The following is a 23,968-nucleotide window of genomic DNA, read 5'->3' on the forward strand; positions in this document are numbered from 1 at the left end:
GCCGGGACGCTCCCGGACCCGCTCGTCGTCCCCGCGCCACCTCGGCGCGCCCCTCGCAGGAGTACCGCCGTGACCCTGGCTCCCGACCGCCCCGTGACCGCCGCCCCCGCCGTGCCCTCCGGGACCCTCGCGAGCGCCCCGGCACCCGCCGCGTCGCCCACGCCGGCGGCGGTCGGCACAGCACCGGGCCCGTGGAGCCGGCTGCCCCTGCGCTGGAAGATCCTCACGCCCGTCGGCGTGGCCGGCCTCGTGGCCGGCTTCGTGGCCGCCCTTGGCGTGAGCGGCATGGCCACGGCCGCCGGCGACGCGGCCGAGATCCACGAGCACCAGCTGGCCTCCGAGGCGCTGCTGGAGATGTCGGTGCTGCGCAAGAGCCTGTCGCTGAGCGCCCGCGACGTGCTGCTCGTCGGTGACGGGCCCGGACGCGCCGCGGTGCTCGAGGAGTACGAGGCGCTGCAGGCCGACTTCGCCGACCACGTCGAGCGGTACCTCGCGCTCGAGCCGGCGCCCGCCGAGGCCGAGCTCGCCGCGACCCTGCCCGACCTGCTCACCGAGTACGTGACGCTGGTGGACACGGCGCTCGCCCCGGCGGTGGCCGCCCAGGACAACGCCGAGTGGATGCGGGTCAACGAGGCCGAGGTGGTCCCGGCGGCCACGGCGATCAGCGACGTGCTCGCCGAGCTCAGGAGCGCGGAGGACGAGGCCAGCGAGGCGGCGCTCACCGAGGCGCAGGCCACCTACCGCGCCGACCGCACCGTCTTCCTCGTCGCGCTGGTGGTGGGGCTCGTGCTCTGCGTGGCCATCGCGCTGGTCGTCAGCAACGGGATCGTCCGCGCCATCCACCGGCTCCAGACCGCCCTGGCGGGCATGGCCGCGGGCGACCTGACGGTCGCCGCCGGTGCCCTCGGTGCGGACGAGGTGGGCCGGATGGCCGTCGACTTCGACGCCTCCCGCGAGGCGCTGCGCAGCTCCCTGGCGGAGGTCATGGACCACGTCGTGGTCATGTCGGCCGCGGCCGAGGAGATGCAGTCGGTCTCCGTCGAGCTCGGCGGCACCGCGGAGGAGTCGGCCCAGCAGGCCGCCTCCGTCACCACCGCCACCGAGGAGGTCTCGGTCAGCGTGCAGACCGTCGCCGCCGCCAGCGAGGAGATGAGCGTGAGCATCCGCGAGATCGCGGAGTCCGCCACCGAGGCCGCCCGCGTGGCCACCGACGCCGTCAGCGACGCGCAGGCCACCACCGCCACCGTCGCCCGGCTCGGGGAGTCCTCCGCCGAGATCGGCAGCGTCATCCGGACGATCACCGCCATCGCCGAGCAGACCAACCTGCTCGCGCTCAACGCCACCATCGAGGCCGCACGGGCCGGCGCCGCGGGCAAGGGCTTCGCCGTCGTGGCCAACGAGGTCAAGGAGCTCGCGGTGGAGACCTCGCGGGCCACCGACGAGATCGCCGGCCGGATCGAGGCGATCCAGGGCGACAGCGAGGGCGCGGTCAGCGCGATCGCCGGCATCGTCGCGGTGATCAGCCGGATCTCCGACTACCAGACCACCATCGCCGCCGCCGTGGAGGAGCAGACCGCCACGACCGGCGAGATCGGACGCAACATCGTCGGCGCCTCCGAGGGGGGCACCGAGATCGCGGAGAGCATGTCGTCGATGAGCCGCTCCTCCGAGCACACCGCCGTCGCCGCGTCCATGACGCGGGAGGCGGCCGTCGAGCTCACCGAGGTGGCCCAGCGGATGCGTGACCGGATCAGCCGCTTCACCGTCTGAGGCGCCGGCGGGGTGCCTCAGCCCAGGCCGAGCGCGTCGAGGATGTCGTCCTCGGCGTCGATGAGGTGCTGGCGCAGGAACGCGTAGGCCCCGCGCACGTCCCCGGTCTCCAGCAGCACCACGAGCGCCGTGTGGTTCTCGGCCTCGTCGTGGGCGTTGCGCCGGATGCGCTCGACCTGCGCGAGCGCCAGCTTCAGCTCCACCACCAGCGCCTCGGCCATCGCCTGGAGCCGCGGGGAGCCGGTGAGGCCCACCAGCGACAGGTGGAAGGTCAGGTGCCGCTCGTTCAGCTCCTGGTAGGAGGCGCCGCCCGAGACCGCGCGCGTGTAGGCCTCGAGGCTGGCGCGCACCGCTCCACGCTGGGCGTCGGTGGCCATGTCCCACCGGCGCACGCCCGCGCCCTCGAGCACCCAGCGGGCCCGGCAGACGTCGCGGATGGAGTCGGCGGCCGGCGTGGTGACGCTGACGCCGCGGTGCGGCTCGCGGGTGGCCAGCCCCTCGGCCACCAGCTGGGTCAGGGCCTCGCGCACCGTCGGCCGCGAGACGCCGAGCGACCCGGCCAGGGCGACCTCGCGCAGCGGGGTGCCCGACTCCAGCTCGCCCTCGAAGATGGCGCGCCGCAACTCGGCGACCACACGGTCGACGGTGGAGGAGTGCTCCAGGCGGAGCGTGGCGAACTGCTCGGGCACGGCGGACATTCTCCCCTCTCCCCGGTGCGGGCGCAGGCCCGGGCACGGCGCGGCGGACTTGGCAGGGACCAGGGTCCTGCCCCACACTCGCTTCTGTCAGATTGTCTGACAATCTGACGACGAAAACCATGCCGCCCGGCGATCCCGGTCGGCCCGCGCTCCCCAGGAGGACAGTCGTGACCCTGACGCACCCCACCGACCTCCACGCCGTGCCGTCGCCCGAGACCTCCGACCTGGCCGAGCGCCGGGGCGCCGACCTGGTCTGGGGGCGGCACTACGCCGCCGTCCGCCCGGACCACTTCCGCATCGAGTACGCGATCAACCCCTTCATGCACCTCGACGACCAGCCCGACCCGGCCCTCGCGCTGGAGCAGTGGGAGCGGATGGTCGCCGTGCTCCGCGGGCTCGGGGCTCGGGTCGACGTCCTCGACCAGCGCGAGGACTCCCCGGACATGGTCTACGCGATGAACCTGGGGCTGGCCTTCGTGGACCCGTCCGGGCGCGAGCACATGGTGATGAGCCACATGCGCTACCCCGAGCGCCGGCACGAGACCCGCTCGGCCGAGCCGTTCTTCGCCGCGGCCGGTCGCGAGACCTCCTTCGTCGGGGCCGGCGGCACCGGCCCGCACCTCGAGGCCGGCGACGCGTTCGCGTTCGGCGACGCGCTCGTCGTGGGCTACGGCCCGCGCACCGAGGAGGCGGCCCTGGCCCAGCTGGCCCGCACCCTCGACGTGCGGGTGCGTGGGCTGCGGATCACCCACCCCGGCATGTACCACCTCGACCTGGCGTTCTGCCCGCTCGACGAGCGCACCGCGCTGGTCTGCCCGGCCGCGCTCGACGGCCCCTCGGCCGACGCGCTGCTCGACCTCGTCCCGGACCCCGTGGTGCTGACCGAGGCCGAGGCGCTGAGCACCTTCGCCGCCAACTCCGTGGTCGTGGGCCGCACCGTCGTGATGCCCGCCTGCCCGCCCCGCCTGCGCCAGGAGCTGGAGGGTCGCGGCTTCGAGGTGGTCGTCGTCGACGTCACCGAGTTCCACAAGGGCGGCGGCTCGATCCGCTGCCTGACCAACCCCCTCGACGTCACCGTCGGCCGCGACCTGCCCCGCGTGCCCGGGGGCGAGGTCGTCCTCCCCGGCGCCTTCGAGGGCGTCGCCTGACCCCGCCGAGTCGGCAGCAGCTTTCACCGCCGGGACGCCGGCGGGGCACCTCACAGGCGCGCACAGCCGAGGATGAGGGCCCGGCCAGGCTCCTTTGCCTAGGGTCTGGTCCGTGTTCGGCAACGAGTTCCCCGTGGGCGGCATCCCCGTGATGCTGGTGGGCATCGCGCTCACGGGCCTGCTCTGCCTCGGGCTCCAGCGCGGCCTGCGCTCCCGCGGCCGGGTGCTCGCCTGGTCGGTGGCGCTGCTGGTGTGGTCGCTGGCGGTCATCGGCTTCGTGACGCTGCTGCCGACCAGCCCCGACACGGGCGTCGTCTACGCCGAGGACCGGCTGGGCACCTGCTCGTGGGACTACGGCGGCCCCGCCCCCGACGGGTTCTGGATCTTCTCCGGTGGGCAGCGGCTGCTGAACGCGGCGATCTTCGTGCCGGCCGGGCTGCTGTGGGCGGTCGCGACGGCGCGCTGGCGCGCCGGCCGGTGGCTGGTGCCGCTCGGCCTGGTGGTGCTGACCGGCTACTCGGTGCTCATCGAGTGGCTGCAGCTCGAGGTGGCCAGCCTCAACCGCGCGTGCGACGTCACCGACGTCGTGGACAACGCGGCCGGTGCGGCGCTCGGCCTGGCCGCCGGCGTCCTCGTGGCCCTCGTGCTGCGCCCCTGGCGCGAGCGCCCGGGCTCCGCCGAGGGGCCCGCCGCTCACTAGTCTGCGGGGCATGACCGCACCGCAGCCCCGCGCCCACCTCGCCCACGTGCCGGCCTACAAGCCGGGCAAGCCGCCCGTGGCGCGCGAGGACCTGGTGACGTACAAGCTCTCGAGCAACGAGAACCCGTACCCGCCGCTGCCGGGCGTGGTCACCGCGGCGCACGCGGCGGTCGACACCATGAACCGCTACCCCGACATGGGCAACGGCCTGCTCTACTCCGGGCTCGCGCAGGAGCTGGGCGTGCCGGAGTCGCACCTCGCGGCCGGCACCGGCTCGGTCGCGCTGATCTACCAGCTGCTCACGGCGTTCTGCGAGCCCGGCGACGAGGTCGTCTACGCCTGGCGCAGCTTCGAGGCCTACCCGATCGCGGTCTCCACGTGCGGCGCGACCTCGGTGCAGGTGCCGGTGCTGGCCGACGGTCGCCACGACCTCGACGCCATGCTCGACGCCATCACCGACCGCACCAAGGTCGTCATGGTCTGCACCCCCAACAACCCGACCGGCCCGGCGCTGACCCAGACGGAGCTGGACGCGTTCCTGGGCCGCGTCCCCACCCACGTCGTCGTGGTGGTGGACGAGGCCTACCTGGAGTTCGTGCGCAACGCCGACGCGGTCGACGGCATCGCCACCTACGCCCGGCACGAGAACGTGGTGCTGTTCCGCACCTTCTCCAAGGCCTACGGGCTGGCCGGTTTCCGCGTGGGCTACGCCGTGGCGCCCGAGCCGATCGCCACCGCCCTGCGCCAGGTCTCCCTGCCCTTCGGCGTCTCCTCGGTCGCGCAGGTCGCCGCGGTGGCCTCCCTCGAGGCCGCGGACGCGCTGCTGGAGCGGGTGGACGCGCTCGTGGCAGAGCGGGACCGGCTCCAGGCCGCGCTGGCGGCGCAGGGCTGGGACCTGCCCGACGCGCAGGGCAACTTCCTCTGGTTCGCGCTGGGCGAGCGCACCGCGGACTTCGCGCTTGCCTGCGACGACGCGGGCATCGTGGTGCGTCCGTTCGCTGGCGAGGGCTGCCGCGTGTCGGTCGGCGAGACCGAGGCGAACGACCGGCTGCTCGAGGTCGCCGCCACCTTCGTGTGACCCGTCCGGGCTGAAAGCTCCTGCCGACTTGGCCCCGACACCTGTCGAGTCGGCAGAAAGTTACTGCCGACTCGGCAAATGAGCCTCGCCGGTGACCGAGATGGTGACGCGTTCGTCACCAGACCAAGGCAGTCTTGGCCCCATGTCGATCAAGGTCGCCCTGGAGCACCGCACCACCTACGACTTCGACCGCCCGATCAACGTCGGTCCGCACGTGGTGCGGCTGCGGCCTGCCCCGCACACGCGGACGCCGATCGACTCCTACACGTTGAAGGTCGAGCCGGCCGGCCACTTCATCAACTGGCAGCAGGACGCCTTCGGCAACTGGCTGGCGCGCCTGGTCTTCCCCGAGAAGGTCAAGACCCTCGACATCACCGTCGGGCTCGTGGCCGACATGATCACGATCAACCCCTTCGACTTCTTCGTCGAGGAGTACGCGGAGACCTTCCCGTTCACCTACGCCGAGGAGCTCCGGGCCGACCTGGCGCCGTACATGCGCGACGTCGAGGACGCCGGCGAGGTCGACGCCTGGCGCGAGAAGCTCGACCTGCCGATGGACGTGCGCACCGTCGACTTCCTGGCCAACCTCAACGCCGCCGTGCAGGCCGAGATCGGCTACTCGGTGCGGATGGAGCCCGGCGTCCAGACGCCCGACCACACGCTGGAGTCCAAGATCGGCTCCTGCCGGGACTCCGCCTGGATGCTCGTGAGCCTGCTGCGCCAGTACGGCCTCGCCGCCCGCTTCGTCTCCGGGTACCTGGTGCAGCTCAGCGCCGACCAGGAGAGCCTGGACGGGCCCAGCGGCCCCGAGGCCGACTTCACCGACCTGCACGCCTGGACCGAGGTGTTCGTCCCCGGCGCCGGCTGGATCGGCCTGGACCCGACGTCCGCCCTCTTCGCCGGCGAGGGCCACATCCCGCTCTCGGCGACCCCGCACCCCTCCTCGTCCGCCCCGATCGAGGGCGCCACCGACAAGACCGAGGTGGAGTTCTCCTTCTCCAACACGGTCACCCGGGTGCACGAGGACCCGCGGGTCACCAAGCCCTACACGGACGAGGCGTGGAGCCGCGTCGACGCGGTGGCCCAGGGCGTCGACGCCCGGCTCGAGGCGGGCGACGTGCGCCTGACCATGGGCGGCGAGCCCACCTTCGTGGCGCTCGACGACCAGACCTCCGACGAGTGGAACACCGACGCCGACGGCCCGCACAAGCGCGCGCTCGCCCGCGAGCTGGCCGAGCGGCTGCGCGCCGTCTACGCGGACGGCGGCGTGGTGCACCGCGGGCAGGGCAAGTGGTACCCGGGCGAGCCGCTGCCCCGCTGGAACATCGCCCTGCAGTGGCGCTCGGACGGCGTGCCGCTGTGGTCCGACCCGGCCCTGCTGGCCGAGCCGTGGGACGACGATCAGGCCTACGAGGACGCCCACGAGCGCGCCGAGAAGCTGGCCTACCGCGTGACCCGCTCGCTCGGCCTGCCCGCCGAGCAGCTGCGCCCGGCCTACGAGGACCCGTTCCTCTCGCTGGCCGAGTCGGTGGCGCGCCCGCACGGCGAGAAGCCGGAGCTGGACCTGCTCGACCCCGCGCACGTGGCCGCGCTCGAGGCGGAGGCGGCGCTCGACGAGGCCGGCCCCGTCGACGTCGGTCCGGTGGTGGCCGACAAGCCGAAGAACCTCGAGCCGCACGGCGTCGAGGCCGACCCGGTGCGCGACTCCGACGGCGAGCCGGGGGCCGAGACGCTCCGCGACCCCTCCGACCCGACCGACCCACGCGCCGGCACGCAGGCGCCCTCCCCGGAGGCCGAGCACGGCGAGGCCGAGCCGGTCTCGATGGTCGACCGGATGGACGCGGCCGGCCTGGAGCTGATCCAGCGCCTGGACGAGGCGGTCACCGAGCCCACCGGCTGGGTGCTGCCGCTGACCACCGGCGAGGAGTGGACGTCCCCGCAGTGGCGGCTGCGCCGCGGCCGGCTCGTGCTCAGCCCGGGCACCAGCGCCGTGGGCCTGCGCCTGCCGCTGGACTCGATCTCGTGGGTCGACCCCGACCCCGACGACCAGCCCTCCTACCTGGAGGCCGGCGAGCCGCTCGAGCCGAGCGTGCCGAAGGTCGACATCTGCGCCCCGGACGGCGCGCCCACCACCGCGGTCGCCTTCGAGGCCCGCGACGGCCACGTGCACGTCTTCCTGCCGCCCACCGCGCGCCTGGAGGACTACACCGACCTGCTGAAGATCATCGAGGTGGCCGCCCGGCGGCTGGAGCAGCCCGTCGTGCTCGAGGGCTACGGCCCGCCGCCGGACGCCCGCCTCACCTCGCTCACGGTCACGCCCGACCCCGGCGTCATCGAGGTCAACGTGCAGCCGACCCGCTCCTGGACCGACCTGCGCGACCTCACCGAGACGCTCTACGACCAGGCCCGGCGCAGCCGCCTGACGACCGAGAAGTTCGACCTCGACGGGCTGCACACCGGCACCGGCGGCGGCAACCACATCACCCTGGGCGGCCACCAGCCGGTCGACTCCCCGATGCTGCGCCGCCCCGACCTGCTGGTCAGCCTGCTGCGCTACTGGCAGCGCCACCCGTCGCTGTCCTACCTGTTCAGCGGACGCTTCATCGGCCCCACCAGCCAGGCGCCGCGGTTCGACGAGGCACGCCCCGAGGCCGTCTACGAGATGGAGATCGCCTTCGCGGAGATCGCCCGGATCACCGACAGCCTGGCCTGGCAGGGCCTGGAGCCGCGTCCGTGGCTGGTCGACCGGGCGCTGCGGCACCTGCTCGTCGACCTCACCGGCAACACCCACCGCGCCGAGTTCTGCATCGACAAGATGTACAGCCCCGACTCCTCCCGCGGGCGCCTCGGCCTGCTGGAGCTGCGCGGCTTCGAGATGCCGCCGCACCCGCAGATGGCGCTGGTGCAGGCGCTGCTGGTGCGCAGCCTCGTCGCGATGTTCTGGGAGCGGCCGAACCACGACCCGCTGGTGCGCTGGGGGACGGGCCTGCACGAGCGGTTCCTGCTGCCGCAGGGCACCATCGCCGACATCGCGGAGGTCGCGGCCGACCTGCGCGGTGCCGGGATCGCGTTCGAGGAGTCCTGGCTGGACCCGTTCACCGAGTTCCGGTTCCCGCGGATCGGCGTCGTCCGGGTGCCCACCACGCCCGGCATGCGCCCCGAGCAGGGTGGCACCGGCCATGTTCCTGGGGCGGTCGAGCTCGAGCTGCGCCAGGCGATCGAGCCCTGGATGGTGCTGGGCGAGGAGGCCACCGCGGGCGGCACGAGCCGCTACGTCGACTCCTCGGTGGAGCGGATGCAGGTCACGGTCCGCGACTTCGACCCGGGCCGACAGATGGTCACGGTCAACGGCGTCCCGGTGCCGCTGGCGCCGACCGGCCGACCGGGCGAGTACTACGCCGGCGTCCGCTACCGGGCGTGGCAGCCGTGGTCGGCGCTGCACCCCTCCATCGGCGTGCACGCGCCACTGCACGTGGACGTGGTGGACACGGTGAACCAGGTCAGCCTCGGCGGCGCGACCTACCACGTCAGCCACCCCGGCGGCCGCAGCTACGACGTGCCCCCGGTCAACGCCAACGAGGCCGAGTCGCGGCGCCTGACCCGGTTCGAGCCGCGCGGGCACACGCCCGGCCTGCTGGACGTCGCCGGCATGCGCGAGACCGGCCGGCGTGCCGCGTCCGCGGAGACCCCGCACACGCTCGACCTGCGGCGGGCGCCCGGCCCGCTGCGGACCTGAGCGCACGACGGGCGGGACGCGGTGTCCGGAGTGCGGGGAATCCGTGAGCGGCAGGTGAGAATGTCCCCGTGACGGTGCTGCGCGACTACGCCGCTGCGGTGACGCAGCCGCCTCTGGACGAGGACCGGCCCCGCCGCTTCGACGAGGTGGTGGGCCCGGACGGGTCGCTGCGGCCTGCCTGGAAGCCGCTGGCCGAGCTGGCCGTGGGGCTGACCCCGCACGACCTCTACCGGGTCGACGGGGACATCGTCCGCATGCTCGCCGACGAGGGCGTCACCTACGCCCGCCCCGGCGAGCGGCCCGGCCCGTGGCGGCTGGACCCGGTGCCCCTCGTCGTGGACGCCGGCACCTGGGCGCCCCTCGAGGTGGGCCTCGCCCAGCGCGCCGAGCTGCTCAACGCCCTGCTCGTGGACCTCTACGGCCCGCAGCGGGTGCTCACCGAGCGGGTCGTGCCGGCCGCCGTGGTGCTCGGCCACCCGGGCTTCGTCCGCGCCATGGCCGGCGCCCGGATGCCGGACAGCCACCCGCTGGTCTTCTCGGCCACCGACATCGGCCGCGACCACGACGGCACCTGGCGCGCCGTCGGCGACAAGACCCAGGCGCCCTCCGGCATCGGCTACGCGATGGAGAACCGGCGCGTGCTCTCCCGCGTGCTCCCGGAGATGTACCGCGAGGCCGGGCTGCACCGCATGGAGCCCTACTTCTGGGCGCTGCGCAGCGCGCTCATGCAGGCCGCGCCCGGCGAGGTCGCCGACCCGCGCGTCGTCGTCCTCACCCCCGGCACGCACTCCGAGACCGCCTACGACCAGGCGTTCCTCGCCTCCACCCTCGGCTTCCCGCTGGTCGAGGGCAGCGACCTCGTCGTCCGCGACGGGTGGGTCTACCTGCGCCAGAACCGCGGACGCATGGAGCGCGTGGACGTGGTCGTGCGGCGCGTCGACGCCTCCTGGTCGGACCCGCTGGAGCTGCGCGGGGAGTCCCAGCTCGGCGTCGCCGGGCTCACGGAGGCGGCCCGTCGCGGCCGGGTGCGGATCGTGAACCCGATCGGCGCCGGCGTGCTGGAGAGCCCCGCGCTGCTGCCCTACCTGCCCGCCGTGTGCGAGCTGCTGCTGGGCGAGTCGCTGCTGCTGCCGTCCGTGGACTCCTGGTGGTGCGGCGACCCGGCCGGCCTCGAGGCGACCCTGGACCTGGTCGAGCGGGACCCCGACGTCCGCGTGGTCGCCGTCGACGGCCCCGAGGACGGCCTGACCGGCCTGCCGCGCGGCGAGCTGGTCGAGCGGGTGCTCGCCCGCCCGCACCACTACGTGGGCCGCCGCGACCCGGTCTTCTCCCAGGTGCCCTCGTGGAGCGCGGGGGCGGCCCGGCCGCGCCCGGTCACGCTGCGCACCTTCACCGTGCGCTACGGCACGGCCTACCGGCCGCTGGTCGGCGGCATGGCGAACGTGCTGGACGACATCGGCACCCGCTCGTCCTCCAGCAAGGACGTCTGGGTGCTCAAGGCCGACCCGGCCGACGCGGACCAGGGGCTCTCCGGCGTCCTCGCCGCGACGCCCGGGCGCGCCGCCCCGGTCGCCGCTCCGCGCGTCCTGGAGGACCTGTACTGGACCGGCCGCTACGCCGAGCGGGCCGAGGGCATGCTGCGGCTGCTGCTGGTCACCCACGGCACGGCCGAGGACTTCCGCAGCCGTCCGCGCACCGCGGGCGGGACCAGCCTCGAGGTGCTGCTCGGCGCGCAGTCCCGCCTGGCCGGGCGGCGGCACGAGAACCTCGACGCGGAGTTCCGCTCGCTGCTGCTCGACGAGGACCGCGTCGGCGGCGTCGGGCACAGCGTGGCCGCGCTGCGCGACGCGCTGTCCGGCATCCGTGACCAGCTCTCCGTCGACACCTGGCGCGCGCTGGGCGTCATCGACCGCGCCGTCACCCTGCTCGAGCTCAGCCCGGCCAGCCACCAGATCGCCGAGGCCGCGGGCCGCCACCTCACGGGGCTGCTGTCGCTGCAGGGCAGCAGCGCGAACATGATGCAGGACGACGGCTGGCGGCTGCTCTCGGCAGGGCGCTGGCTCGAGCGGGCGATCCAGCTGTGCCACCTGCTCGTCGCCACCACCACCGAGCGCCGGGGCCTCGACGTGGACCGGGCCGTGCTGGCCGCGGTGCTCGACGCGGCCGAGTCGGGCGTGACGCACCGCCGGCGGTTCCGCGGCTACGTCCGCCCCGCCGGCGTCCTGGACCTGCTCCTGCTGGACCCCGACAACCCGCGCTCGCTGCTGCACTGCCTCACCGAGCTGCGCACGCACCTGGGCCGACTGGCGGGCTCGACCGGCTCGACCCGTCCCGAGCGGCTCCTGGAGCACCTGCTCAGCGAGGTGGAGGCGCAGGAGGTGTCGTCGCTGGTGGCCATCGGCGGCACGGACCGTCCGCTGCTCACCACGTTCCTGGAGGAGACGCTGGAGCGCCTCTCCACGCTGGGTGACGCCATCGCCGAGCACCACCTCTCCTCCGGCCCGCCGCCGCGTCCGCTCAACAGCCTCACCGTGCTCGACGCGCTGCCGGCCGAGCCGGTCACCGGCACCATCCCCGTCATCACCGACGACATGGAGCGTCCGCCGGGCATCCCGCCGCGGGTGCCGCGCGGTGGCGCGAGGCGCGAGGGGGACGCATGAGGTACCGCGTCACCCACCGCACCACCTACACCTACGACGAGCCCGTCACCGACTCCTACGGCCTCGCCTACGTGACGCCGCGCGCCCTGCCGGGCCAGGAGATCGAGACGACCGAGGTGATGGTCAGCCCCGCCCCGTCCGACCTGACCACGCGCGGGGACTACCTGGGCAACACCGTCACCTACTTCCAGGTCACCGAGCCGCACCGCAAGCTCGAGGTGGAGGCGGTCTCGACGGTGCGCACGGCCGAGCCGGAGCACCCCGAGGCCGCGCTGTCCCAGCCGTGGGAGCGGGCCCGGCCGCTGCTGCACCCCGACCTGCCGGGGGCGCGGCACGCCACGGACTTCGCGCTGCCCTCGGCGCTGGTCGCGCAGACGGAGCAGGCGCGGGCCTACGGCGCGGAGTCCCTCACGCCCGGGCGGCCGCTGGGGGAGGCGGTCACCGACCTCATGCGCCGGGTGCACGCCGACTTCTCCTACGACAAGACGGCCACCACGGTCACCTCGACCATCCCCGACATCTTCAGCAGCCGGGCGGGCGTGTGCCAGGACTTCGCGCACCTGATGCTGTCCTGCCTGCGCAGCCACGGCCTGGCCGTGCGGTACGTCTCGGGCTACCTGGCCACCGACCCGCCGCCGGGCAAGCCCCGCATCGTCGGCGCGGACGCCTCGCACGCCTGGGCGGCGGTGTGGCTGCCGGCGGTCCCGACCGTGCCGGCCCCGGGCGAGGAGGCCGGCCCCGCCGACGTCCTGCCCGCCCAGGAGCCGGAGGGGCACTGGCTGGCGCTGGACCCGACCAACGACCAGTGGGCCGGGGAGCGGTACGTGACGGTGGCCTGGGGCCGCGACTACGCCGACGTGCCGCCGGTCAAGGGCGTGATCTTCACCGAGGCCAAGCGCTCGACGCTGCGGGTCTCGGTGGACGTGGCGCCGATGGACGAGGAGGGCAACCTCGTCGAGGTCGTCGGCGCCCTGCCCGGGGGGACCCCGCTGGACGGGTGAGAGCCCGCGGGCCGGCGAGCGGGCATCATGCGTGCGTGAAGGCGTACCGCTGCCGGGTCTGTGCGAACCCGCTCTACTTCGAGAACTCCGTCTGCGTGTCCTGCGGCACCAACCTGGGCTGGTCGCGCGCCGAGCGCGACATCGTGCCGGTGGACGAGAAGAACAGCTACACCGACGCGGCCGGCACCACCTGGTACGTCTGCGCGAACCTCAACCTCTCCGGCTGCACCTGGCTGACCCGCGACGAGGGCGGCTGGTGCTTCTCCTGCCACCTCACGCGCACCCGGCCGAACGACGCCGACCTCGAGGGCCTCTCGAACTTCCCGGTGGCCGAGCAGGCCAAGCGGGCGCTCATCACCGAGCTGGAGGACCTCGGCCTGCCGATCGTCGGCAAGGAGGGCGAGGACGCCGCCGGGACGAACGCGGACGAGGCGGACGGCCTGGCCTTCGACCTGCTCTCCTCGGTGGAGGAGAACGTGGTGATCGGGCACGCCGACGGCGTCATCACCATCGACCTGGCCGAGTCCGACACCGCGTACCGCGAGAAGGTGCGCGACCAGATGGGCGAGCCGTACCGCACGATGCTCGGCCACTTCCGCCACGAGATCGGCCACTACTACCAGTGGCAGCTGGTGCGCGACGACGAGACGCACGCGCGCTACGTGGAGCTCTTCGGCGACGACACGGCGAGCTACCAGGACGCCATCGACCGGCACTACGAGCAGGGCGCGCCGGCCGACTGGGCGGAGAACTACATCTCCACCTACGCGACCATGCACCCGTTCGAGGACTTCGCCGAGACCTGGGCGCACTACCTGCACATCGTCGACACGATCGAGACCGCGCGGGCCTACGGCCTGGCCGGGCCGGTCGGCATCGAGCCGGGGTTCCGCGACGTCGTCCAGCACACCTGGATCCCCCTCTCGACGGCGCTGAACATGGTCAACCGATCGATGGGCAAGGAGGACCTGTACCCGTTCGTCATCCCGGCGCCGGTCCTCGACAAGCTCGAGTTCGTCGACGGCCTGGTGCGGGCCTCGTCCTCGGACGTGACGGGCACCCGACCGGTCGGGTGACCGTCATGGTACGAGTTTCAACTACCCTCGTGCCATGACGACCTCCGACCACACCCCCAGCTACGTCGAGAAGGGCAAGGGCTTCGACCGGGACATGACCTACGTCCCGGACCGGATCACCGCCGGTGCCCGCACGCCCGAGCACGGCCCCGTGAACGGGGAGCTGTGGCCGGTGGAGCCGGGGCGCTACCGCCTGATCGCGGCCCGCGCCTGCCCGTGGGCCAACCGCGCGATCATCGTGCGCGAGCTGCTGGGTCTCCAGGACGTCATCTCGATCGGCCTGCCCGGCCCCACCCACGACCAGCGGTCGTGGACGTTCGACCTCGACGAGGGCGAGGTGGACCCGGTGCTGGGCATCCACTTCCTCAAGGACGCCTACGAGAAGCGCTTCCCCGGCTACCCGCGCGGCATCACGGTGCCCACGATCGTGGACGAGCGCACCGGCGAGATCGTCACCAACGACTTCCCATGGATCACGCACGACTTCTTCCACGAGTGGAAGGAGTTCCACGCCGAGGGCGCGCCGAACCTGTGGCCCGAGGAGCTCCGCGAGGAGATGGACGTCGTCAACAAGCGCGTCTTCACCGAGGTGAACAACGGCGTGTACCGCTGCGGCTTCGCCGGCTCCCAGGAGGCCTACGAGGACGCCTACGACCGGCTGTTCACCGCCCTGGACTGGCTGGAGGAGCGCCTCGCCACCCGCCGCTACCTGATGGGCTCGGCGATCACCGAGGCCGACGTCCGCCTCTTCACCACGCTGGTGCGCTTCGACGCGGTCTACCACGGCCACTTCAAGTGCAACCGCAACAAGCTGACCGAGATGCCGAACCTCTGGGGCTACGCCCGCGACCTCTTCCAGACCCCCGGGTTCGGCGAGACCGTCGACTTCGACCAGATCAAGGCGCACTACTACGTCGTCCACAGCGACATCAACCCCACCGGGATCGTCCCGAAGGGCCCGGACGCCGCCGTCTGGGAGACCTCGCACGGGCGCGAGTCCCTCGCCTGACCTCAGGCCGTCCGTCTCCGGAACGGCCCGGCCCGCCCACGGGATCGCCGTGGACGGGCCGAGGTCAGGGGGCCGCGTCGGGGGGCGCGGCGTGCCGTCACGCGGGCGTGACGGCCGGGGTCGTCACTGGGCGGCGTAGCCACCGTCGACGAGGTGGTAGGAGCCGGTGATGAAGGACGCGGCGTCGGAGGCGAGGAACGCGACCAGGCCGGCGACCTCGTCCGGGGAGCCCATGCGGCCGAAGGCGTGCTTGGAGGCGAGGAACTCCTGCGCGTCGGCGTCCAGGTTGGCCTCGAGCAGCGGGGTCTTGATGAAGCCGGGGCCGACGGCGGTGACGCGGACGTCGTCCTTGGCGTACTCGAGCGCGGCGTTCTTGGTCATGCCGAGGAGGCCGTGCTTGGCGGTCACGTAGGCGCCGGAGTTCGGGATGCCGACGGAGCCGAGGACGGAGGCCATGTTGACGATCGAGCCGCCACCGTTGGCCTTCATGGCCTCGACCTGCGCGGCGACGCCGTAGAAGACGCCGTTGAGGTTGATGTCGATGACCTTGCGCCAGGAGTCCAGCGGGTACTCGCCGGCCGGGGCCGCGGCGCCGCCGATGCCGGCGTTGTTCACGGCGATCTTCAGCGGGGCCATCGCGTTGGCGGCCTCGATGGCCTTCGCGTGGGTCTCGGCGTCCGAGGCGTCGCCGATGAAGGCCTGGGCGGTGCCGCCGGCCTCCTCGATCTCGGCGACGACCTTCTGCGCGGCGTCCTCCAGGAGGTCCCAGACGAGGACGGAGGCGCCGTTGGTGGCCAGGGTCAGGGCGACTGCGCGGCCGATGCCGTTGCCGGCCCCGGTGACGATGGCGGAACGGTCGGCGACGTCGTAGGTGGCCATTTCTTCTCCTCCGGTCCGGCAGCGAGGTCGGGCCTGATCTTATTCGACAGTTGTTGGGCTATTTGACACTGTAACCTCACGCGCACGTGACTTGTTCCGAGGGTGGGGCGTAACTTCCCTGGCAGGTTGCTGTGAGGTGCGCCACCGCAGGTCGGTGGCGCTGGTGAGGGGCGAAGACATGGACGCACGACAGCGACGCAGCCGCGAGCGGCTGCACCGGGCGGTGCTGACGCTGGCGCAGGAGCGGCCCGTGGCCACGCTCAGCGTGACCGAGGTGGCGGCGGAGGCCGGCGTGCACCGCACCACCTTCTACGAGCACGCCTCGTCGCCGTTCGCGCTGCTCGAGCAGGCGCTCGTGCGGGAGCTGGACGAGGTGCGCGTGCGCCTCCTCTCGCCCGCCGAGGACCTGCCGGTAGCCATCCACGAGGGCACCCGGATGGTGCTCGAGCACGTCAAGAGCCACCTCGGCGTCTACCGCCAGGGTCTCGCCTCGGACGCCGGGCCCAGCTCGCTGCACGCCATGCTGGCCAGCCACTTCATGGGCTCCACCCGTCAGCTCCGCTCGGCCGGCCGCGCACGCGTCGTGCTCGACGTGCCCGGCGTCGACGCCGAGCTCACCGCCGAGGCGGCGGCCCGGTTCCTCGCGGACGGCACGGTGGGCCTGATCGCCACCTGGATCGCCACCGACGAGCTCGACGTGGACGCCTTCGTGGACGTCTACGCCGCCCTCACGCCGCAGTGGTGGACCGACGCGGTCGCCACGCCGGCGTCCGCCTGAGGTCGGCGCTCGAGGACGGGGAGCGGGCGCGCGGTCAGTCGGCGCGCTCGACCTCGCCGGCCAGCTTCACCACGGCGTCGCCGGAGTCGGAGTCGATGACGTAGGCGGGCTCGTCGTCGCTGCCGTGGCGGGTGATCTCCTCGCCCTTGATCGTGCGGGTGACGGTCTCGTGGTGCACCTCGGTGACCGTGCCGGAGCCGGTGCCGGCGCCCCACGACCAGGTGACGCGCGTGCCGGTGCGGATCATGCGTCCTCCTCGCCCAGGCCGGCGTCGCGCTCGGCGGCGTCCTTGAGTCGCAGCAGGGTGGCCTCGATCGCGCGCAGGTTGCGCGCCGGGTAGCCCAGCAGGGCCAGGACGCGGCGGCCGACCGGGCCGTAGCCGGAGTCGTCCCACGTCTCGGTGACCCGACAGCGCGACGCGCCGTCGGCGAGGTCCAGCGGCTCGATCTCGTAGCGCCACCGGTGCTTGCCAACGTGCCGCCAGGCGATGAGCCGGTCCTCGGTGTGCTCCACGACCGTGTTCCTCGTCGCGTAGGGCACGCCGAGGCGCATGCGCATGCCGAACGTGTCGCCCAGCGCGAGCCCCTGCGGTGCCTCACTGGTGTCGGCGCCGGCCACGACGGTGCCCGAGCCGTCGATCCGGGCGTGCTGGCGGGGGTCGGCGACGATCGAGAACACCACGGACGGGGCGGTGTCGACGACGATCGAGGACTGCACGGTCATGTCCCGACCGTAGGAGGGTGGACGCACCCGGGGCACCACCCGGCGGATGCGTGCGTCGGGGGTGCGTTGTAGCGTGGGTGCACCGATGTGGTCGGCGTCACACTCCATCAGTGGGGCGCCGGATCCGGCAGGATGAGGCGCACCACCCCCGCGCCCCGCACCTCCCGGGAGCACACGGTGGCGAACGACCCGGTGGAGAACCCGCCCGGGCGAGAGGAGTTGACGGTGCCCAGCGTGCAGTCCAGCGAACAGAGCATCCCGACCCACCCCGGTGGTGGCACGAAAGCAGGCAAGGACCCCGGTGACGTGTTGGCCCGGGCCTACGCCCAGGGGTCCCAGGACCCCGTGCAGCTGTTGACGCCCGAGGGGGAGCGCGTCCAGCACCCCGACTTCGACGTCGACCTCACGCCCGCGCAGCTGCGCGGTCTCTACCGCGACATGGTGCTGACCCGCCGCCTCGACACCGAGGCCACGGCGCTCCAGCGCCACGGCGAGCTGGGCCTGTGGGCGCAGTCGCTGGGCCAGGAGGCCGCCCAGGTGGGCGCGGCCCGCTCGGTGCGCAGCCAGGACTTCGTCTTCCCGACCTACCGCGAGCACGGCGTCGCCTGGTGCATGGGCGTCGACCCCGTCGAGCTGCTCGGCATGTTCCGGGGCACCGACCACGGGACGTGGGACACCGAGGCCACGCGGATGGGCCTCTACACGATCATCATCGGCGCGCAGACCCTGCACGCGGTGGGCTACGCGATGGGCCTGCAGCGCGACGGGGTGGTCGGCACGGGCGACCCGGACCGCGACGCCGCCGTGGTGGCGCACTTCGGCGACGGTGCCTCCAGCCAGGGCGACGTCAACGAGGCACTGGTCTTCGCCTCGTCCTACCAGGCGCCGGTGGTCTTCCTCTGCACCAACAACCAGTGGGCCATCTCCGAGCCCACCGAGCGGCAGAGCCGCGTGCCGCTCTACCAGCGCGCGTGGGGCTTCGGGCTGCCGGGCATCCGCGTCGACGGCAACGACGTGCTCGCCATGCACGCGGTCACCACCGCGGCGCTGCAGCGGGCGCGCGAGGGCCAGGGGCCGGTGCTGATCGAGGCGTTCACCTACCGGATGGGCGCCCACACCACGACCGACGACCCGACCCGCTACCGGCTCTCGGCCGACGTGGAGTCGTGGAAGCTGAAGGACCCGATCCTGCGGCTGGAGGCGTACCTGCGCCGCAACGGTCTGGTCGAGCAGGCCTGGCTCGACGAGCTCGCCGCCGAGGCCGACGCCCTGGGCGAGCGGATGCGCGAGGGCTGCCGCACCCGCACCGACCCGGACCCGCTGTCGATGTTCGACCACGTCTACGCCGAGCAGACCCCGGAGCTCGCCGCCCAGCGCGACGGCTACGCGGCCTACCTGGCCGGCTTCGAGGAGGACCAGTGAGCACGCCGAGCAGCACGCAGCGGATCACGCTGGCCAAGGGCCTGAACCTGGGCCTGCGCAAGGCCATGGAGCACGACGACAAGGTCCTCGTCATGGGCGAGGACGTCGGCCGGCTCGGTGGCGTCTTCCGCATCACCGACGGCCTCCAGAAGGACTTCGGCGACGACCGCGTCATCGACACCCCACTGGCCGAGTCCGGCATCGTCGGCACCGCGGTGGGCCTGGCGATGCGCGGCTACCGACCCGTGGTCGAGATCCAGTTCGACGGCTTCGTCTACCCGGCCTACGACCAGATCGTCAGCCAGGTCGCCAAGATCCGGGCCCGCACCGACGGCCGGACGGCGATGCCGGTCGTCATCCGCATCCCGTTCGGCGGCGGCATCGGTGCGGTCGAGCACCACAGCGAGTCGCCCGAGGCGCAGTTCGTGCACACCCCCGGCCTCAAGGTCGTGGCCTGCTCGAACCCGGCCGACGGCTACGCGATGATCCAGCAGGCCATCGCCTCCGACGACCCGGTCGTCTTCCTGGAGCCCAAGCGGCAGTACCACTCCGAGAAGGCGGACGTGGACCTGGCCGCCGAGCCCGCGCCGCTGTTCTCCTCCCGCGTGGTGCGCCCCGGCACGGACGTCACCGTCGCCGCCTACGGCCCCACCGTGCGCACCGCGCTGCGGGCGGCCGACGCGGCTGCCGAGGACGGCACCTCGCTCGAGGTGATCGACCTGCGCACGCTCTCGCCGCTGGACCTCGACCCCGTCGTCGAGTCCGTCCGGCGGACGGGGCGCCTGGTCGTCGTCCACGAGGCGCACACGACCCTGGGCGTGGGCACCGAGGTGGCAGCCCGCGTCACCGAGGAGTGCTTCTACTCCCTCGAGGCCCCGGTGCTGCGCGTCGGCGGCTTCGACGTGCCCTACCCTGCGGCCCGGATCGAGGAGGCCTTCCTCCCCGACCTGGACCGGCTGCTGGACGCGGTCGACCGCTCGCTCGCCTTCTGACCCACCCGGGAGAGGAACCCATGCCCGAGTACAAGCTGCCCGACGTCGGCGAGGGCCTGACCGAGGCCGACATCGTCGCCTGGCGGGTCAAGGTCGGCGACACCGTCAAGGTCAACGACGTGGTCGTCGAGATCGAGACCGCGAAGTCCGTGGTCGAGCTGCCCTCGCCGTACGCCGGCGAGGTGACCGCGCTGATGGTCGAGGAGGGCGAGACGGTCGTCGTCGGCACCCCGATCATCCGGATCGGCGAGGCGGCCCCGGCTGCCGCCCCGACCCCGGCGCCCGCCCCGGCCCAGCCCGAGATCGACCCTTCCAACCCCGGTGCGACCGGCGGCGGGGAGGGGGAGTCCCTGGTCGGCCGCGCCAAGGCGGAGGGCGGCAGCACGCGTCGCAAGCGCAAGGCGACCGGCGCCCCGGCCGTGAAGGCGCCCACGGACGTGCGGGCGCTGGCCAAGCCTCCGGTCCGCAAGCTCGCCAAGGACCTCGGGGTCGACCTCCAGGCCGTCGTCCCCACCGGCGACGGTGGCACCGTGACCCGGGACGACGTGCTGGCCGCGACCTCGGACGCGTCGGCGACGAGCCACGAGACCGCCGCGCCGTCCTCGACCCCCGCACCCACCGCCCGCCCCTCCCGCGCCCCCGGCGAGCGTGAGACCCGCGAGCCGATCAAGGGCGTGCGCAAGGCGATGGGGCAGGCGATGGTCGACTCGGCCTTCTCCGCCCCGCACGTGACCGTGTGGAAGACCCTCGACGTCACCTGCACCATGGAGCTGGTCGAGCGGCTGAAGAGCCACCGCGAGCTGCGGGACGTGAAGGTGACGCCGCTGCTGGTCGTCGCCAAGGCCGTGCTGCTGGCGCTGGGACGGCAGCCGCTGCTGAACTCCACGTGGGACGAGGCGGCCGGCGAGGTCGTCCTCAAGCACTACGTGAACCTCGGCATCGCCGCGGCCACCCCACGCGGGCTCGTGGTCCCGAACATCAAGGACGCGGACGGCCTCGGCCTGCGTGACCTCGCGGTCGCGCTGGGTGCGCTCACCGCCACCGCGCGCGAGGGCCGCACCAGCCCCGCGGACATGGCCGGCGGGTCGTTCACGATCACCAACGTGGGCGTCTTCGGCATGGACGCCGGCACGCCGATCCTCAACCCGGGCGAGTCGGGCATCCTCGCGGTCGGCGCCATCGAGCGGCGCCCGTGGGTCGTCGGCACCGGCGCCGAGGAGCGGATCGAGCCGCGCCACGTCACGACGCTGGCGATCTCCTTCGACCACCGGCACGTGGACGGCGAGACCGGCTCGCGGTTCCTCGCCGACGTCGCGGCCGTGCTGGAGGACCCGTCGCTCGCGCTGATGTTCTGAGCCTGTGATGTCGCGGCGAGCCCGGTCCCGGTGGCGCGCGCCGAGCCGGTGTCGTCATTCTCCTGCGCGACAGGGTGACCCTGACCTACAGTTCGGCGACCACCCAGGCTTGTGGAGATCGTCGGGAGTAGACCGGGATCGCGTTCACGTGCCTCGCCCCCTCCCGAGGAGACCCCATGTCCCCCCAGCGTTCCGACCGCGACATCACCATGGCCCACTTCGACATGCCGCCTGGCTTCTGGCTGAACCTCTTCACCTTCGGCATCGCACGCGCGCTGTGGATCTCGCGCACGAACAAGACCATCGGGCGCGGCGGTGCGCGGTTCTGGTTCGCGTGGTTCCTGCAGGCGTTCGCCAACTACGGTCTGGCCGACCGGCTCAACCTGCTCCTCAGCGAGGCGGGGTCCCGCCACCGCATCTCGCCGTTCTGGTGCTTCCTGCTGACCGGCATCCCGCTGATCGGGGCCAAGCGTCGGATGAAGCGGGCCATGGCCGCGCTCCTCGACGCGCAGGGGGTCCTGCTGCGTGCAGCCGCTGCCGCGTCCATGGCTGGCCCCGACGTCGTCGCGGCTCAGGCTGCCCTCGAGGCTCCCGCTCCGACCGTCCAGCCCGAGGCGGTCGCCCTCGAGTCTCGGGACGAGGACCCCACTCCGGAGCCCACCGCCTGACGGGGTCTGAGACCGCCTCAGGCGTAGGGCGGGGTGCGCTCGCCGCGCAGCCACGCGTCGAAGAAGGACGTCGGCACGCCGCTGCGCCGCGACCACCACCGCACCATCGCGTCGGTGCCGGCGTTGCCGTCGGCGTGCGTGCGCGGCCAGGCGCGCACGAGCCGCCAGAAGGTCTCGTCGCCGATCCGGCCGCGCAGCAGGTGCCACATCACGGCCGGGGAGAGGTAGACGTTGCTCTCGCCGAACGACTCCGGCCGCGCCTCGGCGGGCGGGCCGTAGGAGCGACGCAGCGCCGCGTCCTGGTCGTACCAGTAGGCCATGAGCTGCTCGAGCGTGTAGTCGCTGTTCTCGGCCTGGAAGATGGCCTGGAGGTACATCGCCATGCCCTCGTTCATCCACAGGTCGCGCCAGTCGGTGGGGGTGACGAGGTCGCCGTACCACTGGTGCACGATCTCGTGCACGAGCACGGCGGGCGAGGTGGCGTACTCGGTGTCGCCCAGCGTCAGCATGGTCTGGGTCTCCATGCCCGACTCGCTGCCGACGACGAGCACGCCGAGCGACTCGAACGGGTACCGGCCCAGCCGGCCCTCCACCCAGCGCAGCGCGCCCGGCGCCGCGGCCACCGCCACGCCGCGTGAGGACGAGGTCGGCACCCAGGTCGTCACGGGCACGTCGCCCGCGGAGAGGTCCGTGCGCACGTGGTCGCCGGTGGCGACCGTGACGAGGTAGGAGGCCGCGGGGGCGTCGAGGTGCCAGTCGGTCGTGCGGACGCCGGCGTCGACCACGTCGTCGGCCACGGTGCCGTTGGCGACCGAGGTCCAGCCGTCCGGCACCGCCACCGAGATGTCGTAGAACGCCTTGTCGGCCGGCTGGTCGTCCACGGCGTACCAGGTCAGGGCGCCGTAGGGCTCCTGCATGGTCCAGGTCGAGCCGTCCTCGCCGGTGGTCCAGCCGTTCGTGGAGAAGTCGCTGCGGGTGGTCGGGGCGGCGACGGGCAGGGGGGTGCCCTCGTAGTCGAGCTCGAGGACGTAGCGCTGGTCGGCCACGACGTCGACCGCCAGCACGAGGTCGTCGTCGGCGTGCTGCACGGCGTCCTCGGGCAGCTGCGTGCCGTCCAGGGCCGCGGCGGTGACGGTGAGGGCGTCGGAGAGGTCCAGCACCAGCCGGTCGGCGTCCCCGGTGGCACGCAGCACGAGCGTCTCGTGGCCGGTGAGCAGCCGGGCGTCCGGGTCCCAGCCGAGGTCGAGGTCGTAGTGCAGCGCGTCCAGCCCGGGGTCGCCGACGACGGGGTAGACGGGGTCGGTGCGCGGGGTGCTGAGCGCGGCGTCGTAGGCCGGGTCGTCGGCGTCGGGCAGGTCGCCGCCGTCACCGACGGCGCCGGCCACGCGCACCGTGCCGGTCTCCCCGAGCAGTCGCACGCCGTCGTCCGCGCCCCCGGGGGTGGGGGAGCAGGCGGCCAGGGGGAGCAGCGCCAGGGCGGACCCGGCGACCAGGAGGCGCCTCACCGGGGCTCGACGGTGAGGTCGCGCAGCAGCGGTCGGGTCAGGCGTCGGCCGGTGTGGATCTGGGCCTTGACCGTGCCCAGCGGCAGGTCGAGCAGGGTCGCGATCTCGTCGTAGGGCAGCTCGTAGACGTCGCGCAGGAGCAGTGGCTGCACCAGCTGCGGGTGGTCGCGCTCGAGGACCTCCATCGCCTCCAGGAGGTCGAGCCGGGTGCCGGCGACGACCGAGGTGGTGCGCGGGTCCGGGCGGTCGGCGCGCGGGTGGGAGGCGACGTCGACGGGGGAGGCCTGGCGCGAGAGCCGCCGGTAGGTGGAGCGGGCGCTGTTGACGCACACCGTGTGCATCCACGTGGTGAACCGGCCGCGGCCGTGCCAGGTGCCCACCTTGGTGGCCACGTTGAGCAGCGCGTCCTGGCAGGCGTCCTCGGCGTCCGCGGGGTGCGGCAGGACGCCGCGGCACACCGCCAGGGCGCGGGGGCGGACGGCGGCGAGCAGTTGCTCCATCGCCTCGCGCTCGCCCGCGGCGGCACGGCGCGCCAGGTCGTCGACCTGGTCGGGTGTCGGCGGTTCGGTGTGCGGGTGGCTCACAGCGTCTTCCTACCCCGGGACCGGCCCTGACCACGACCCCCTGACGCCCCTGCGGGCCCATCTGCGGCCGGATCGTTGCCTGGATCGTCACCCGGGCCGACCGGGTACGCCCGGGTACGCCCGGGTACGACCCACCGTATTCGTGGTTCCGGCGGCGTCGAACCACGAATACGGTGGGTCGTACCC

The 23,968-nt window shown here is 73.3% G+C and carries 20 protein-coding genes; 14 read left to right on the top strand and 6 right to left on the bottom strand.

All coding sequences use genetic code 11. The annotated features are described in order from the left end of the window. Positions 1-69 precede the first annotated feature (69 nt). Positions 70-1,770, top strand: a complete 1,701-nt coding sequence (locus tag M8330_RS08260; protein WP_250826953.1) for a methyl-accepting chemotaxis protein — start codon at positions 70-72, stop codon at positions 1,768-1,770. Between the two features lie 17 nt (positions 1,771-1,787). On the opposite strand, the gene M8330_RS08265 is transcribed toward M8330_RS08260, so the two are convergent. Continuing rightward, positions 1,788-2,459, bottom strand: coding sequence for a GntR family transcriptional regulator (locus M8330_RS08265; protein ID WP_250826954.1), 672 nt, complete (start codon positions 2,457-2,459; stop codon positions 1,788-1,790). A 176-nt stretch (positions 2,460-2,635) separates the two neighbouring features. On the opposite strand from M8330_RS08265, the gene M8330_RS08270 reads away from it, so the two are divergent. From M8330_RS08270 to M8330_RS08305, 8 genes are all read left to right on the top strand, one after another. Beyond that, positions 2,636-3,616 (top strand): dimethylarginine dimethylaminohydrolase family protein, encoded by a 981-nt coding sequence (locus M8330_RS08270; protein WP_250826956.1) that lies wholly within the window; start codon positions 2,636-2,638, stop codon positions 3,614-3,616. A gap of 112 nt (positions 3,617-3,728) precedes the next feature. After that, entirely contained in the window at positions 3,729-4,316 is a 588-nt protein-coding gene (locus M8330_RS08275) for a VanZ family protein (protein WP_250051312.1), read from the top strand. 10 nt (positions 4,317-4,326) lie between these two features. Next, positions 4,327-5,394, top strand: coding sequence for a histidinol-phosphate transaminase (gene hisC, locus M8330_RS08280; protein WP_250826957.1), 1,068 nt, complete (start codon positions 4,327-4,329; stop codon positions 5,392-5,394). Positions 5,395-5,536: 142 nt separating this feature from the next. Next, positions 5,537-9,130 (top strand): transglutaminase family protein, encoded by a 3,594-nt coding sequence (locus M8330_RS08285; RefSeq protein WP_250826958.1) that lies wholly within the window; start codon positions 5,537-5,539, stop codon positions 9,128-9,130. 68 nt (positions 9,131-9,198) lie between these two features. Next, positions 9,199-11,790, top strand: a complete 2,592-nt coding sequence (locus tag M8330_RS08290; RefSeq protein WP_250826959.1) for a circularly permuted type 2 ATP-grasp protein — start codon at positions 9,199-9,201, stop codon at positions 11,788-11,790. Continuing rightward, entirely contained in the window at positions 11,787-12,791 is a 1,005-nt protein-coding gene (locus M8330_RS08295; RefSeq protein ID WP_250826960.1) for a transglutaminase family protein, read from the top strand. Before M8330_RS08290 ends, M8330_RS08295 begins: the two co-directional genes overlap by 4 nt. Positions 12,792-12,826: 35 nt before the next feature. Then, positions 12,827-13,867, top strand: a complete 1,041-nt coding sequence (locus tag M8330_RS08300; protein WP_250826961.1) for a zinc-binding metallopeptidase family protein — start codon at positions 12,827-12,829, stop codon at positions 13,865-13,867. Positions 13,868-13,901: 34 nt separating this feature from the next. Beyond that, complete coding sequence (locus M8330_RS08305) at positions 13,902-14,876, top strand: glutathione S-transferase family protein (RefSeq protein ID WP_250826962.1); 975 nt, start codon at positions 13,902-13,904, stop codon at positions 14,874-14,876. 123 nt (positions 14,877-14,999) lie between these two features. Here M8330_RS08305 and M8330_RS08310 read toward each other — a convergent pair whose 3' ends face one another. Further along, complete coding sequence (locus tag M8330_RS08310) at positions 15,000-15,755, bottom strand: SDR family NAD(P)-dependent oxidoreductase (protein WP_250826964.1); 756 nt, start codon at positions 15,753-15,755, stop codon at positions 15,000-15,002. Positions 15,756-15,933: 178 nt separating this feature from the next. Between M8330_RS08310 and M8330_RS08315 the strand changes: the two genes are divergently transcribed. Beyond that, positions 15,934-16,533, top strand: a complete 600-nt coding sequence (locus tag M8330_RS08315; protein ID WP_250051303.1) for a TetR/AcrR family transcriptional regulator — start codon at positions 15,934-15,936, stop codon at positions 16,531-16,533. 34 nt (positions 16,534-16,567) lie between these two features. On the opposite strand, the gene M8330_RS08320 is transcribed toward M8330_RS08315, so the two are convergent. Together M8330_RS08320 and M8330_RS08325 are read right to left on the bottom strand one after the other, a co-directional pair. Next, positions 16,568-16,780, bottom strand: a complete 213-nt coding sequence (locus tag M8330_RS08320; protein WP_250051302.1) for a hypervirulence associated TUDOR domain-containing protein — start codon at positions 16,778-16,780, stop codon at positions 16,568-16,570. Further along, positions 16,777-17,256: an SRPBCC family protein gene (locus M8330_RS08325; RefSeq protein ID WP_250826965.1), complete on the bottom strand. Its 480-nt coding sequence runs from the start codon at positions 17,254-17,256 to the stop codon at positions 16,777-16,779. The genes M8330_RS08320 and M8330_RS08325 overlap by 4 nt, the downstream gene beginning before the upstream one ends. A 306-nt stretch (positions 17,257-17,562) precedes the next feature. Between M8330_RS08325 and pdhA the strand changes: the two genes are divergently transcribed. From pdhA to M8330_RS08345, 4 genes are all read left to right on the top strand, one after another. Beyond that, positions 17,563-18,678, top strand: a complete 1,116-nt coding sequence (gene pdhA, locus M8330_RS08330; protein WP_250827032.1) for a pyruvate dehydrogenase (acetyl-transferring) E1 component subunit alpha — start codon at positions 17,563-17,565, stop codon at positions 18,676-18,678. Continuing rightward, on the top strand, positions 18,675-19,670 hold the full coding sequence (locus M8330_RS08335) for an alpha-ketoacid dehydrogenase subunit beta (protein WP_308196256.1): 996 nt from the start codon (positions 18,675-18,677) through the stop codon (positions 19,668-19,670). The genes pdhA and M8330_RS08335 overlap by 4 nt, the downstream gene beginning before the upstream one ends. A gap of 20 nt (positions 19,671-19,690) precedes the next feature. Further along, on the top strand, positions 19,691-21,025 hold the full coding sequence (locus M8330_RS08340) for a dihydrolipoamide acetyltransferase family protein (RefSeq protein WP_250826966.1): 1,335 nt from the start codon (positions 19,691-19,693) through the stop codon (positions 21,023-21,025). Positions 21,026-21,201: 176 nt separating this feature from the next. Next, entirely contained in the window at positions 21,202-21,693 is a 492-nt protein-coding gene (locus M8330_RS08345; protein ID WP_250826967.1) for a hypothetical protein, read from the top strand. A gap of 17 nt (positions 21,694-21,710) precedes the next feature. Here M8330_RS08345 and M8330_RS08350 read toward each other — a convergent pair whose 3' ends face one another. Together M8330_RS08350 and M8330_RS08355 are read right to left on the bottom strand one after the other, a co-directional pair. Next, entirely contained in the window at positions 21,711-23,198 is a 1,488-nt protein-coding gene (locus M8330_RS08350) for a M1 family metallopeptidase (RefSeq protein WP_250826968.1), read from the bottom strand. Next, positions 23,195-23,782, bottom strand: a complete 588-nt coding sequence (locus M8330_RS08355) for an RNA polymerase sigma factor (RefSeq protein ID WP_250051295.1) — start codon at positions 23,780-23,782, stop codon at positions 23,195-23,197. The genes M8330_RS08350 and M8330_RS08355 overlap by 4 nt, the downstream gene beginning before the upstream one ends. Positions 23,783-23,968 lie beyond the last annotated feature (186 nt).

This window comes from Nocardioides bruguierae (assembly GCF_023656415.1).
GTDB classification, from domain to species: Bacteria; Actinomycetota; Actinomycetes; order Propionibacteriales; family Nocardioidaceae; genus Nocardioides; species Nocardioides bruguierae.

Coding starts and splice junctions, on each gene's coding strand:
- hisC (WP_250826957.1), top strand. CDS start 4,327: ATGACCGCACCGCAGCCCCGCGCCCACCTCGCCCACGTGCCGGCCTAC.
- M8330_RS08305 (WP_250826962.1), top strand. CDS start 13,902: ATGACGACCTCCGACCACACCCCCAGCTACGTCGAGAAGGGCAAGGGC.
- M8330_RS08320 (WP_250051302.1), bottom strand. CDS start 16,780: ATGATCCGCACCGGCACGCGCGTCACCTGGTCGTGGGGCGCCGGCACC.
- M8330_RS08325 (WP_250826965.1), bottom strand. CDS start 17,256: ATGACCGTGCAGTCCTCGATCGTCGTCGACACCGCCCCGTCCGTGGTG.
- M8330_RS08285 (WP_250826958.1), top strand. CDS start 5,537: ATGTCGATCAAGGTCGCCCTGGAGCACCGCACCACCTACGACTTCGAC.
- M8330_RS08295 (WP_250826960.1), top strand. CDS start 11,787: ATGAGGTACCGCGTCACCCACCGCACCACCTACACCTACGACGAGCCC.
- M8330_RS08340 (WP_250826966.1), top strand. CDS start 19,691: ATGCCCGAGTACAAGCTGCCCGACGTCGGCGAGGGCCTGACCGAGGCC.
- M8330_RS08315 (WP_250051303.1), top strand. CDS start 15,934: ATGGACGCACGACAGCGACGCAGCCGCGAGCGGCTGCACCGGGCGGTG.
- M8330_RS08345 (WP_250826967.1), top strand. CDS start 21,202: ATGTCCCCCCAGCGTTCCGACCGCGACATCACCATGGCCCACTTCGAC.
- M8330_RS08310 (WP_250826964.1), bottom strand. CDS start 15,755: ATGGCCACCTACGACGTCGCCGACCGTTCCGCCATCGTCACCGGGGCC.